Source organism: Agrobacterium tumefaciens (genome assembly GCF_013337285.1).
Taxonomy (GTDB): Bacteria; Pseudomonadota; Alphaproteobacteria; order Rhizobiales; family Rhizobiaceae; genus Agrobacterium; species Agrobacterium burrii.
Genome location: NZ_SUPW01000003.1, coordinates 324,553 through 337,584, shown reverse-complemented (window position 1 = coordinate 337,584; position 13,032 = coordinate 324,553). Strand labels below are relative to the sequence as shown.

The following is a 13,032-nucleotide window of genomic DNA, read 5'->3' as shown; positions in this document are numbered from 1 at the left end:
CGATTGAAATGATTTCAATCGTTTGAAACTTTTCCTCCCACGTGCACTTACCAAAAAACAAGGCCGGACAAGCAGGGCTTGTCCGGCCTTGTGTCAGGCAAGTGAAATGAGTTTACTTGGCGGCGATCAGGATGGCAACGCCCGGCAATTCCTTGCCTTCCATCCACTCAAGGAAGGCGCCGCCCGCCGTCGAGATATAGGTGAAATCGTCGGAAACACCGGCATGGTTGAGTGCCGCGACCGTGTCGCCGCCACCGGCGACGGAGACGAGTTTTCCTGATTTCGTGCATTCGGCTGCGTGTTTTGCCGCTGCCACGGTCGCCGCATCGAAAGGCTCGATTTCGAAGGCGCCGAGAGGACCGTTCCAGACCAGCGTTTCTGCGCGGGAAATCCAGGCCTTGATGCTTTCAACCGATTTTGGGCCGACATCGAGAACCATGGCGTCAGCCGGAATGGCATTGATATCGACGATTTCGTTTGCAGCACCTGCCTTGAATTCACGGGCCACAACGCCGTCTTCCGGCAGCACGATCGCGCAGCCGGATGTCGCCGCCTCTATCATGATCTGTTTTGCGGTCTCGGCCAGATCGTGTTCGCACAGCGATTTGCCGACCTGCGCACCGCGGGCGGCGAGGAAGGTGTTGGCCATGCCACCGCCGATAACGAGGGCATCGACCTTCTTGACGAGGTTCATCAGGAGATCGATCTTGCTCGAAACCTTGGCGCCGCCGACGATGGCGACCACCGGACGGACCGGTTGGCCAAGACCCTTTTCCAGCGCTTCGAGTTCGGCCTGCATGGTGCGGCCGGCATAGGCGGGCAGGTGGCGCGCCAAACCCTCGGTGGAGGCGTGGGCGCGGTGGGCGGCGGAGAAGGCGTCGTTCACATAAATATCGCCATTGGCGGCCAGTGCCTCGGCGAATGCCGGGTCGTTCTTTTCTTCACCCTTGTGGAAGCGGGTATTTTCCAGAAGCAGGATATCGCCATCATTCATCTTCGCGACCGCGTCCGCTGCCGGCGCGCCAATGCAATCGGTCGCGAAGGAAACGGCGTGATCCAACACTCCCTCGACGGTGGGGACGATCTGCGAAAGTGACATGTCGGCCACCGGTTCGCCCTTCGGCCGGCCGAAATGGGCAAGCAGAATGACTTTCGCGCCCTTGCCGGACAGTTCCAGGATGGTCGGTGCAACCCGCTCGATGCGGGTCGCGTCCGTTACTTTGCCATCCGCAACCGGCACGTTGAGATCAACGCGGACGAGAACGCGCTTTCCGGCAATGTCGTTAAGGTCGTCGATGGTCTTGAAGGCGGGCATGGGGCGATCCTGATTTGGTTGCGAGTTCGGGACGGACCATACTATGCCTGATTGCCGACGCAAGCCGGTCAGCCCTCATTTTCTCTCACCGCGTTCGAAGGCGCGGCGGTGTCTTCGATGGCGTTGCCGGAGCGCGATTGACGCCGTTGCGCCAGATGCTTGCGCACCCGGCGGATGATCTCGCCGAAGCTGATGAAGATCGGCAGGCTGGTGGCGGGCTCAACCGGTTCCAGTGAGATACCGATGCCGGTAATGGCCTCATGTTCGTCCAGCGTCCGAACGATGAGGACAATGGAGCCGAGGCGGACGCGGTCGGCATAATCGGCCTTTCCGGCAAGACGCGCCTCGATCAATTCGGCAATGCTCATCGCCTGTTCGGTCTGAGAAATCAGGCCGGGACCATAGGCCGCATCCAGCTCTTTGGCCGGGCGGGCTGGAGAGATAACGAAGGTGCCGAAGAAATCGGCATCGTCGTCGGCAACCGGCAGGGCGCTGGCGAACAGCCGGTCGATCAGCCGCGAATAACCCGGTGCAATGAAAAGATAGACGAGGTCGTTTTCCCGCAGCCGGCCTGCATATTGGTAGCGGATCGACTTGCCGTCGCGCACCACCAGCGAAGGCATCGCCCAGCGTGGAATGCGCTCGCCCTGCATGATGGCGCTGCCCTTGGCGACACGGTAGGAAATCAGTTCGTGATTGGCGGTGCCGGGAAGGTCCACTTCCAGCTTGTCGACGTCGCCCATGCGCGGCGGCACGATCAGCCCTAGCCTTGTCGCCACCGGTTTGATGGTCCAGCCCTGCACCAAGAGCGATACCAGAACGATGATGAAGGCGGCGTTGAAATAGATCTGTGCATCGTCCAGCCCGCCGAGAATCGGCATGATGGCGAGCAGAATGGAAACCGCGCCGCGCAGGCCGACCCATGCCACGAAGGATGTTTCCTGCTGGGTATAGCTGAAGGGCATGAGGCTGAGCCAGACCGCTAGCGGGCGAGCGACGAAGATCAGGAAAAGCGCCAGCAGCACGGCCGGGATGGCGATTGCCGGAAATTGCGACGGCGTGGCCAGAAGGCCGAGCATCAGGAACATGATGATTTGGGCAAGCCATGTCAGCCCTTCATGGAAACGGCGGATGGTTTCCTTGGCGAAAATCCTGCGGTTGCCAGCGACGATGCCCGCCACATAGACTGCCAGAAAACCGCTGCCGCCAATTGTGCCTGTAAAGGAGAAGACCAGCAATGCCAGCGCCAGAACGAAGATCGGCGCAAGCCCGCGATCTGCTGCGAAACGATTGACCACGGTGGCGATCATGACGCCGCCGAGCAAGCCGAAAATCACCCCGAGGCCCATTTGTTCGATGAACAGCAGCAGGAAACCGCTGTCGATACCGGAAAGCCCCTGACCCTTGGCGATGATCTCCACCAGCGCGACGGTGAGGAAAATCGCCATCGGGTCGTTGGTGCCGGATTCCACTTCCAGCGTCGAGCGCACCTGATCGCGGATGTGAATGCCGCCGATGCGCAGCAGGAAGAATACGGCTGCCGCATCCGTGGAGGCGACGATGGCGCCAAGCAGCAGGCCCTCCAGCCACGAAAGGCCGAGCAAAAGGGCGGCCGCTCCGGCAAAAAAGACGGATGTGAGGATGACGCCGACTGTGGCGAGGGCGACGGCGGGTGCTGCCGAAAGTCGGAAGGATTGTATCGACGTACCAAAACCGGAATCGAAAAGAATGACGGCAAGCACAAGCGAGCCGAGCATATAGGCGAGCGGATTGTTGGTGAATTCGATGCCGAGGCCATCCACGCCCGCGGCAAGGCCGATCATCAGAAAGAGCAGCAGCAGCGGCGCGCCGAACCGAAAGGCGATGAGGCTGGAAAAGGCTGCGACGAGAACCAGAACAGTTGCCACCAGCAACAGAAGATAAAATGATTCCACGTCCACCGCCTCATTCAAACCGCGCTGGCCGCTGCAATGAATGCTCTGCGCGTCTGCAGCCAATGCGCCACGGGTTGCGGCCTGTCAGCGCTTCAGTCGATGACGTTGAAAGGCGACGCAAGGCGGGGTGTATCGAATGATACGGCAGGGCCGTAGTGCATTGCGCACGACCGTTGTCCCTGTGCTTCTTGTCGGTCTCAAAATGGACCAGACAAAGGCAGGAAATGGGAATTTTTTCGGCGAGCGGGCGAAGGTGCGTCGCTTGAAGCAACACCTGTTCCGCGCCTCGATCTTTTGCCTGAAAGGGATGAGCAGATTGCCAAAATAGATTAGTCAGCCGTGTTTTCACGTAACATAGCGATAATCCAGCTGCGCTAGTTGTCACCTCCGAATTGCTTTTCATCATTACCGGAGCGATCGGATGAAACGAATATCCATCATTATATTACTGGCGGCGGGCTCGATCGTTTCGGGTTGCTCCAGCACGGAGCAGACAGCTGAAAACATGGCCGCGCAACGCGAACGCTGCCGGGTATTTGGCTACCCCGAAGGTTCGCGTGATTTTGCAGACTGCATGATGAAGCTTTCCATGCAGCAAAGCGACCTGCGACAGCAGACTTTCGATACGATCTGGAGCAATGCCGGCGACCGGGGACCGGTCATCATCAACAATAAAAGATGACGAATGTGCGTGCCTCATCCGTCGCGATGAGGAACGGCCAGTTCTTTGGCCGGCGACCGTTTTCGATCCGAAGCGTCCCCGCCTTGCTTCTGGATCGACGCCGGCGGGATCCCTCAGTCCCGCCGGTTTTTTTCGGCAAACAAAAACCGGCAGGATTGCTCCTGCCGGTTTTTTGATGGAGCGATTTATGCTCAGATGGTCTTCGCGAAGGCGACGGCTGTGTCCGACATGCGGTTGGAGAAGCCCCACTCATTGTCGTACCACGACAGAACGCGCACGAACCGGCCTTCCATGACCTTGGTCTGGTCGATCGCGAAAATCGACGAATGGCTGTCATGGTTGAAGTCGCGGGAAACCAGCGGCTCTTCGGTATAGCCGAGAATGCCCTTCAGCTTGCCATTGGAAGCGGACTTGATCGCTTCGTTGATTTCCTCAACGCTCGTGTCGCGCTTGGCAATGAACTTGAAGTCGACAACCGAAACGTTCGGGGTCGGAACACGGATAGACGTGCCGTCCAGCTTGCCCTTCAGGTGCGGCAGAACGAGGCCAACGGCCTTGGCTGCACCCGTCGAGGTCGGGATCATGGAAAGGGCTGCGGCGCGGGCGCGGTACAGATCCTTGTGCATGGTGTCCAGCGTCGGCTGGTCGCCCGTGTAGGAGTGGATCGTGGTCATGAAGCCATGATCGATACCAACGACGTCATCGAGAACCTTCACAACCGGCACCAGGCAGTTGGTGGTGCAGGACGCGTTGGAGATGACCAGATGGTCCTTGGTCAGCTGGTCGTCATTGACGCCGAAAACGACGGTGAGATCAGCGCCGTCCGCTGGAGCAGACACGATAACGCGCTTTGCGCCGGCCGTCAGGTGAGCGGCGGCCTTGTCGCGGGCGGTGAAGATGCCCGTGCATTCGAGCGCGATGTCGACACCCAGTTCCTTGTGCGGCAGCGTTGCCGGATCACGAACAGCCGTTACCTTGATCGGCTTGCCACCACCAACGGTGATCGTGTCGCCTTCGACCTTCACGTCAGCCGGGAACTTGCCATGGATCGAATCGTAGCGCAGCAGGTGCGCGTTGGTTTCAACCGGGCCGAGGTCGTTGATGGCAACGACTTCGATATCGGTGCGGCCGGACTCGACGATGGCGCGCAGAACATTGCGGCCGATGCGGCCGAAGCCGTTAATGGCAACTTTTACAGTCATTTACAGTCTCCCGAACAAGATATGTGCGTGGTCTTTGCTGAAATTAGTGAGGGCTGGGAAGCCCTCATGCAAGTTTTGCCTCGACTGCGGCGACAACGGCTTCCGCCGTGATGCCGAAGTGCTTGAAGAGATCCTTCGCCGGCGCGGATGCACCGAAGGAATGCATGCCGACGAAAGCACCGTTGGAGCCGATGAAATAATCCCAGCCCTGGCGGATGGCGGCTTCCACCGCGATCTTGACAGGAGCCTTGCCGATGATGGCGTTGCGATAGGTTTCCGGCTGTTCCTTGAAGAGTTCGAAGCAGGGAACGGAGACGACGCGGGCCGAAATGCCGTTGTCCTTCAGCGTTGCGGCGGCTTTCAGCGCCACTTCGACTTCCGAACCGGAAGCGAAGATCGAAACCTTCGCGTCGCTTGCCGATACGAGCTCGTAAGCGCCGTAAGCGGAAAGGTTCTTCTCTTCATATTCCTTGCGCGAAGGCGTCAGATTCTGGCGGGTAAGCGCCAGCGCGGACGGGCGATGCTTCTGCTCGAGAGCCAGCTGCCAGCATTCCGCCGTCTCGGTTTCATCCGCCGGGCGGAAGAGGAGAAGGTTCGGAATAGCACGGAGTGCCGCGATCTGCTCCACCGGCTGGTGGGTCGGGCCGTCTTCGCCGACGCCGATGGAATCATGCGTCAGAACGTGGACGACGCGGATGCCCATGAGTGCGGCAAGGCGGATCGACGGACGGCAATAGTCCGAGAAGATCAGGAAGCCGCCGGCATAGGGGATGAGACCGCCATGCAGCGCGATGCCGTTCATTGCCGCCGCCATGCCGTGTTCGCGGATGCCGTAATGCAGGTAACGGCCGGAGAAGTCGCTCGGCGTGATGGACTTCATCTGGCTGGTCTTGGTGTTGTTGGACGGCGTCAGGTCAGCCGAACCGCCGACCATTTCCGGCAAAATGCCGTTGATGATTTCGAGCGCGTCTTCGGAGGCCTTGCGTGTGGCAACCGTCGGGTTGTTGTCGATGATCTTCTTCTTGAAGGCATCGATGGAGCTGTCGAAGTTGCCGGGCAGATCGCCGGCGAAGCGACGCTTGAACTCGGCCTTCTTGCCGGCTTCAGTAGCTTCGAGGCGGGCTTCCCAGTCCTGGCGGGTCTTGGTGGAGCGCAGGCCGGCGAGACGCCATGCATCGAGCACGTCTTCCGGAATGACGAAAGCTTCGGCTTCCCAGTTGAGGCTCTTGCGGGCAGCGGCAATTTCTTCTGCGCCGAGCGGGTTGCCGTGAACCTTGTGGGTGCCCTGCTTGTTGGGCGCGCCGAAGCCGATAACGGTCTTGCAGGCGATGAAGGTCGGGCGATCGGATTTCTGCGCAGCTTCGATGGCGGCGGCAATCGCGTCCGGATCATGGCCATCGACGCGGATGGTGTTCCAGTGAACCGCGTTGAAGCGGGCGATCTGGTCGGTGCTGTCGGAAAGACCCACTTCACCGTCGATGGTGATGTTGTTGTCATCCCAGAACAGAACGAGCTTGTTGAGCTTCAGGTGGCCGGCAAGCGCGATGGCTTCGTGGCTGATGCCTTCCATGAGGCAGCCGTCGCCGCACAGCACATAGGTGAAGTGGCTCTGCAGGTCGGAGCCGAATTCTTCTTCCAGCTTGCGCTCGGCGATTGCCATGCCGACGGCGTTGGCGATGCCCTGGCCGAGCGGGCCGGTGGTGGTTTCGATGCCGGTCGCATGGCCATATTCGGGATGGCCGGCGGTCTTGGAGCCGAACTGACGGAAACGCTTGATTTCGTCGATCGTCATGTCCTCGTAGCCCGTCAAATAGAGCAGCGAGTAAAGAAGCATCGAACCATGGCCCGCAGACAGCACGAAGCGGTCACGATCCGGCCACAGCGATGCTTTGGGATCGAATTTCAGATAGCGGGTGAAAAGAACGGTGGCGACATCGGCGGCGCCCATCGGCAGACCGGGGTGGCCTGAATTGGCCTTCTCCACTGCATCCATGGCAAGAAAGCGGATCGCATTTGCCATCCGGTTGTGTTTGTCGCGAGAAATCATGGCTTTTCCGTCTGTTCCGGGTGAAAGGAGATAGTTTTACGCAACTATCCAAAAAGCGGGTTGATCCATAGCAGGTGAGGCAGGCAAGTCAATAAATCCACGGGCGTTTGCGGTTCGCTGCGGGAGAAAAAATCGTTTAGAAAATCGGGTGTCCCAACAAAATTCGTGCGATATGGGCCGGCACTTCTTCGTTCATCCACAGAGCAAAACGCCTCAATGCACTGGTTTGATTGACGGGATGATAAATCGGGTAATAACCTCTTGAATGTGGAAAAGGCCTGAAACCGGACGATTCGGCCGGTTGCGTGCGAGTTGGAAAAAACGATGTCGGCTGAGAAGACCGTACAATCTGCGCTGACGGAGCTGAATGCTGCCATCACAAATCTCGAAAATGCCATCGATATGCGTATCGAGCGGCAAAGGGAGACGGGCGAGATCGATAATGAGGTCAAACGGGTCCATGTTGACCGCGCCAGGCTGGCGCAGGAACTGGATCAGGCCGAGTTTCGCGCCAACCGTCTTGAAGAAGTCAATCGCGAGGTTTCCCGCCGTCTGGTGACGGCGATGGAGACAATCCGCGCGGTGCTGGATCGATAGGAGCCGTTTCATGGCGCAAGTCACTGTTATGATCGACGGCAAGGCCTATCGCATGGCGTGCGAGGCGGGGCAGGAAGATCACCTGACCGACCTTGCCACGCGTTTTGACCGTTACGTCGGGCACCTCAAGAGCCAGTTCGGTGAAATCGGTGATCTCAGGCTCACCGTCATGGCCGGCATCATGGTGATGGATGAGCTTTCCGAAATCAACCGCAAGCTCGAGAAGCTGGAAGGCGAAGTTACCTCCCTTTCCCGCAACCGCGATGGCATGGCCGAGCACAAGGCGAAATCGGACGAAATGGTGGCGCTTGCCATCGGCGATCTGGCTGAGCGCCTGAACGGGATAACCGACAAATTGCTGGCCCGACCGAAGCCCGCAGCGCATTGACTGGCTGAAGAGTTCTGAGGCGGCAAAATTTCGCACCGCGCCCTCTGGCGGTTTTATCCGATCCGTCCTATATCTTGGATGCGTTCTGCGCTTCCCGACAGGAACCACAATCCCTGGGGCCATACTCGATCCAAAGGGAGCTGTCCCTGGCCAGTCCCGTGGGGCTGGACACACGGTGCCCACCTACATTTGTAGGCACCCAGGATCGTAAATCTCCATCGGTCGCCGTGGATCGCACTTGAAGTTTTGGGTTAACCCCGGTTCTTCACCTGACTATTTTATCGTCGACAGTTATTTTTCACTGCTGCCGGATGCGGCTTTTTTACATTGCCGTCATTGCAATAGCGGAACAATTCCCTATTATCCGGATTGGTATGTCTGTCATGCCCTTTTAAAGGGCGCTGCGGCCAAAACCGCGACGTGCCGTTCAACAGCCCAAAGAGCTAAACTTGTTTACTGAAATTATGATCGTGGTCCTGCTCACCGTATTGAACGGTGTGCTTGCCATGTCCGAGCTTGCCGTTGTCTCCTCCAGACCGGCGAGGCTCAAGGTGCTTGCAGCGCAAGGCAGCAGGGGCGCCACCATGGCGCTCGGCCTTTCCGACAATCCCGGACGTTTTCTTTCCACGGTGCAGATCGGCATCACGCTGGTTGGCGTTCTCTCCGGCGCATTTTCCGGCGCCACACTTGGCGCCCGTTTCACCTCATGGCTTCTGGAGCAGGGCGTTCCTGATCGTGCTGCCGATGCAATCGGTGTCGGCTCAGTCGTCATCGCCATCACATATCTGTCGCTGATTGTCGGCGAGCTGGTGCCCAAGCAGATCGCCTTGCGCGATCCTGAAAAGATTGCCGCTCGTGTCGCGCCCACCATGGTGATGCTTTCGCGGGTTGGCGCGCCGCTGGTGTGGTTGCTCGACAGATCCGGCAAGGCTGTTCTGGCCCTTCTCGGCCATAGTGGTGAGTCCAACGCCTCGGTGACCGACGACGAAATCCGCACCGTACTGGCCGAGGCGCACAGCGCCGGCGTGATCGAAACCGAGGAATCGGCGATGATCACCAGCGTCATGCGCTTGGCGGACCGCAATGCACGCGGCTTGATGACGCCGCGCCGCGATGTGGAAGTGGTCGATATCGAAGACAGCGCGGAGGAAATCCGGGAGCAGCTTCGCCAGACGCAGCGTTCGCGCCTGCCGGTACGCAACGGCGCTTCCGATGAAATTCTCGGCGTGCTTTTCGCCAAGGACGCCTTTGATGCGCTTGCCTCCGGCAAGGAGCTGGATGTCCGCGAGCTTCTGCGCGAAGTTCCCGTTGTCTCGGACCTGACGAGTGCTGTGGACGTCATCCAGTCTCTGCGCCGTTCCACGGTGCATATGGTGCTGGTATACGACGAATACGGCCATTTCGAAGGCATCGTCAGCTCCGGCGACGTTCTGGAGGCCATCACCGGTGCCTTCCAGGAAGATAACGACGAGGAGCCGGCCATGGTCGAGCGCGAGGACGGTTCGTTCCTTGTCGCCGGCTGGATGCCGGCCGATGAGTTCGCTTACCGCATGGGCTTCCAGATTGACGAGGATGCCGAGTTCGAGACCGTTGCCGGTCTGGTGCTGGATGAGTTCCGTCGTCTGCCGGAACTGGGCGAGCATATCACTCGCAACGGCTGGCGTTTCGAGGTTATCGACCTCGACGGCCATCGTATCGACAAGGTGCTCGTGAGCCGGGCCGCCTGATGTCTGGCGACATTGCCGAAAAAGCGAGACTGCGCGGCGAAAGGCTTGCCGCGCGCGATGCTCTGACGTTAGCCGAGCGGCAGGAAAAGAGCCGGGCGATCACCGCCAATGGCGCATCCGCCATCCCCTTTGCGCCGGGCGCGATCATTTCCGGTTTCATGCCGATCCGTTCCGAGGCCGATATCCGGCCGCTGATGGAGGCGCTGCGGACGAGCGGAGGGCGTCTTGTGCTTCCCGTTGTACTGGACCGCGAAACCATCGTTTTCCGCGCCTTCGAGGCGGATACCACACTGGTGAAGACCGGCTTCGGCACGACCGGGCCGGGGGTGGATGCGGATGTTCTCGATCCGGATATTCTGCTCGTGCCGCTGTCTGTTTTCGACGGTCAGGGTCAGCGTATCGGTTATGGCGCGGGCCACTATGACCGCGCCATTGCGCGATTGCATGGCAAGGGTCGGAGCCCCGTTCTCATCGGTGTCGCCTTTGATTGTCAGGAAGTACCGTCGGTGCCGGCGGAGCCGCATGACGTGCCGCTTGATGCAATTCTGACGGAGAGCGGCCTGCGGCGCTTTAGCACTTTTTAAAACACGGATTACCCGCTAGAGGGACGCAATCCAAAGAACATACGCAAACGAGGCGGTGAATGAGACTTCTTTTTCTCGGAGATATGGTTGGCAAGACCGGACGCACGGCGGTCTGGGACAGGTTGCCGGGACTGATTTCCGATCTGAAGCTCGATTTTGTCATCGTCAACGGTGAAAACGCCGCCGGCGGTTTCGGCATTACCGAGGATATTTATCTCGAGACCATCAATGCCGGCGCCGATGTGGTGACGACGGGCAACCATGTCTGGGACCAGAAAGAAGCGGTTTCCTTCTGCGAGCGCCATGACCAGTTCCTGCGGCCCGCCAATTATCCTGACGGTACGCCGGGCAAGGGCTCTGGCATTTTTTACGCCCGTAATGGCGCACGTATCCTCGTCGCCAACATCATGGGGCGGGTGTTCATGCATCCCGAGCTTGATGATCCCTTCAAGTCGGCCGAGACTATTCTTGCCGCCTGCCCGCTGAAAGAGCAGGCCGATGCCATCATTTTCGACTTCCATGCCGAGGCGACCAGCGAAAAGCAGTGTTTCGGCCATTTCGTTGATGGCCGTGCAAGCTTCGTTGTCGGCACCCATACCCACGTGCCGACCGCTGACGCCCAGATATTGAATGGCGGAACGGCATATATGTCGGATGCCGGCATGTGCGGTGATTATGACAGCTCGCTCGGTATGGAGAAGGAAGAGCCGATCAACCGCTTCATCTCCAAGATGCCGAAGGGGCGATTTGAGGCGGCAAGCGGGCCTGCGACGATCTGCGGCGTCGGTGTGGAGATTTCCGACCGTACTGGCCTCGCTGAAAAGATTGCGCCGCTGCGCATCGGACCGCGGCTTGCCGAAACCCTACCGTCTTTCTGGGCCTGACCTTCCTTCAGCGATGCTCACAATGACGAGATTGTGAGCGTTCCCGCCACTCTTGCAACTGGACGCCCGGCAAAACCTGTCTCATCCTCCGAGCCTTCGCAAGTTCAGGAGAGTGGCATGATGCTACGCGTGCTAATGCTTGCAATAACGGGATTGCTCACCTGCGCGGGAGTGACCTTTGCCCAGGCGGAAAGCCGCCCGCCCGTCAGCCAGTGCCAGGCGATTGCCCGCAATATTCCCGGTGTGATGTTCGCCAGCTTCAATCCACCCGGGGCTCAGCTTGCCCAGGCCGCTTCGCGGGAAGAAGTGAAGATCAGCTTTATCGGCCATTCCACCTATCTGATCGAAAGCCCCGGTGGGGTGACGATCGCCACCGACTATAATGGCGTCTACCGCCCTCCCTTTACCCCGACCGTGGTGACGATGAACCGGGCGCATTCGACCCATTTCACCCTGAACCCGGATCCGGCCATTCAACACGTGCTGCATGGCTGGAGTGATACGCCGGGAGAAAAGGCCGAGCACAAGGTTCTGGTGGGCGATGTCTATATCCGCAACGTCGCGACCGATATCCGCAACCGCTGGGGTGACTACGAATCCTTCCAGGAAAACGGCAATTCCATCTTCATCTTCGAAGTTGCAGGACTTTGTATCGGCCATCTTGGCCACCTGCATCATGAATTGACGGATACGCATTACGCTGAGATTGGACGTCTGGATGTGCTGATGGTGCCGGTGGATGGCGGTCTGACCATGGGAGCCGACAGCATGAGCCGGGTGGTGAAGCGTCTGCGCTCAGCGCTCATCCTGCCGATGCACCGTACCGGGGCGCCGCTCGAGCAATTTCTGACCATGTTCGGCGAAAGTTTCCAGATTGCCTATGCCACCGATCCGGTAATCCGGGTTTCGATGAGAAACCTTCCCCGCCAACCGCAGATATTGGTGCCCAAGGGCATGTAGTCTGGCGACGGGCGAGGAAGGCCGGGGGAGCCGATAAATCGGGGGCGGAACTAGGCGAAGGAAAGATGTTGGCGGACGCCGACATCCGGTGTCTTGTCATCCGACATGTTGGCCTTGGCGATTTCCCAGCCGAATTTCAGCGTGCTGTCGGTCGAGGCCCAGATATCAGCATCATCGACATGAAGCGCCAGCATCGTCAGCTGCGGATCGGTCTTGCCATGCTCGAACCAGGCGGCGGTGACAGAGTTCCAGTATTCGTCGATCTTCGACCTGTCGTCACGCGTCTCCAGAACTCCGGAAAGGCAGGCGTGATAGTCGTGATCCTTGCCGATGACGCAGAAATGCGCGCGTGAGCCGGACTTCAGCGATTTCACAAGATCGGTGTCTTTTTTGGAGAAAAACCAGATGGTGTTGGTCTTTGGGTCAGCATGAGGCGCCATGGGCTGCATGTGGTTGTGCAGGCCCTCGAGACCGAGCATGCCGGCATGGACGGAATTGATTTCGTCCCAGAGCTGACGGGCCGGGGCTTCTCGTGCTTCAGTCAGGCTGACCATATGTTTTCTCCTTCCGGTCTGATGCTGCGACGGGGAGAAAACCATCTCCTCATCTGCTGCGTTCATGATCAAAACGAGGAGCGGATAAATCAGTTCCTTCTATTGTTCACGGAAGAGAAAGTGCCTGCGGGGTTGAACGACGGGCGTATCGCACTTAT

The 13,032-nt window shown here is 59.0% G+C and carries 12 protein-coding genes and 1 other RNA gene; 8 read left to right on the top strand and 5 right to left on the bottom strand.

Annotated features, from left to right (window positions below; translation table 11 throughout):
- Nucleotides 1-112 precede the first annotated feature (112 nt).
- Nucleotides 113-1,315, bottom strand: a complete 1,203-nt coding sequence (locus FCH38_RS11700) for a phosphoglycerate kinase (protein ID WP_174373864.1) — start codon at nucleotides 1,313-1,315, stop codon at nucleotides 113-115.
- A gap of 68 nt (nucleotides 1,316-1,383) precedes the next feature.
- A complete protein-coding gene (locus tag FCH38_RS11695) occupies nucleotides 1,384-3,249 on the bottom strand; it encodes a potassium/proton antiporter (RefSeq protein WP_174373863.1) in 1,866 nt (621 codons plus the stop codon).
- A 421-nt stretch (nucleotides 3,250-3,670) separates the two neighbouring features.
- On the opposite strand from FCH38_RS11695, the gene FCH38_RS11690 reads away from it, so the two are divergent.
- The gene (locus FCH38_RS11690) at nucleotides 3,671-3,931 is read left to right on the top strand and encodes a hypothetical protein (protein ID WP_149899512.1); all 261 of its coding nucleotides are present in this window, start codon (nucleotides 3,671-3,673) and stop codon (nucleotides 3,929-3,931) included.
- A gap of 191 nt (nucleotides 3,932-4,122) precedes the next feature.
- On the opposite strand, the gene gap is transcribed toward FCH38_RS11690, so the two are convergent.
- Complete coding sequence (gene gap / locus FCH38_RS11685; protein WP_174373862.1) at nucleotides 4,123-5,133, bottom strand: type I glyceraldehyde-3-phosphate dehydrogenase; 1,011 nt, start codon at nucleotides 5,131-5,133, stop codon at nucleotides 4,123-4,125.
- A gap of 64 nt (nucleotides 5,134-5,197) precedes the next feature.
- A complete protein-coding gene (gene tkt, locus FCH38_RS11680; RefSeq protein ID WP_174373861.1) occupies nucleotides 5,198-7,180 on the bottom strand; it encodes a transketolase in 1,983 nt (660 codons plus the stop codon).
- 324 nt (nucleotides 7,181-7,504) lie between these two features.
- Between tkt and FCH38_RS11675 the strand changes: the two genes are divergently transcribed.
- From FCH38_RS11675 to FCH38_RS11645, 7 genes are all read left to right on the top strand, one after another.
- Nucleotides 7,505-7,777 (top strand): DUF4164 domain-containing protein, encoded by a 273-nt coding sequence (locus FCH38_RS11675; protein ID WP_046799912.1) that lies wholly within the window; start codon nucleotides 7,505-7,507, stop codon nucleotides 7,775-7,777.
- Between the two features lie 10 nt (nucleotides 7,778-7,787).
- Entirely contained in the window at nucleotides 7,788-8,165 is a 378-nt protein-coding gene (locus FCH38_RS11670) for a cell division protein ZapA (protein WP_149899509.1), read from the top strand.
- A 79-nt stretch (nucleotides 8,166-8,244) separates the two neighbouring features.
- Nucleotides 8,245-8,403, top strand: a non-coding RNA gene (ssrS, locus tag FCH38_RS11665) — 6S RNA.
- 226 nt (nucleotides 8,404-8,629) lie between these two features.
- Complete coding sequence (locus FCH38_RS11660) at nucleotides 8,630-9,892, top strand: CNNM domain-containing protein (RefSeq protein WP_174374019.1); 1,263 nt, start codon at nucleotides 8,630-8,632, stop codon at nucleotides 9,890-9,892.
- Nucleotides 9,892-10,476: a 5-formyltetrahydrofolate cyclo-ligase gene (locus tag FCH38_RS11655; RefSeq protein WP_174373860.1), complete on the top strand. Its 585-nt coding sequence runs from the start codon at nucleotides 9,892-9,894 to the stop codon at nucleotides 10,474-10,476. Before FCH38_RS11660 ends, FCH38_RS11655 begins: the two co-directional genes overlap by 1 nt.
- 59 nt (nucleotides 10,477-10,535) lie before the next feature.
- Complete coding sequence (locus tag FCH38_RS11650) at nucleotides 10,536-11,360, top strand: TIGR00282 family metallophosphoesterase (RefSeq protein ID WP_149899505.1); 825 nt, start codon at nucleotides 10,536-10,538, stop codon at nucleotides 11,358-11,360.
- A gap of 117 nt (nucleotides 11,361-11,477) precedes the next feature.
- A complete protein-coding gene (locus FCH38_RS11645; RefSeq protein ID WP_174373859.1) occupies nucleotides 11,478-12,320 on the top strand; it encodes an MBL fold metallo-hydrolase in 843 nt (280 codons plus the stop codon).
- Nucleotides 12,321-12,370: 50 nt separating this feature from the next.
- Here FCH38_RS11645 and FCH38_RS11640 read toward each other — a convergent pair whose 3' ends face one another.
- Nucleotides 12,371-12,874, bottom strand: a complete 504-nt coding sequence (locus FCH38_RS11640) for a pyridoxamine 5'-phosphate oxidase family protein (protein ID WP_149899503.1) — start codon at nucleotides 12,872-12,874, stop codon at nucleotides 12,371-12,373.
- Between the last annotated feature and the right edge of the window lie 158 nt (nucleotides 12,875-13,032).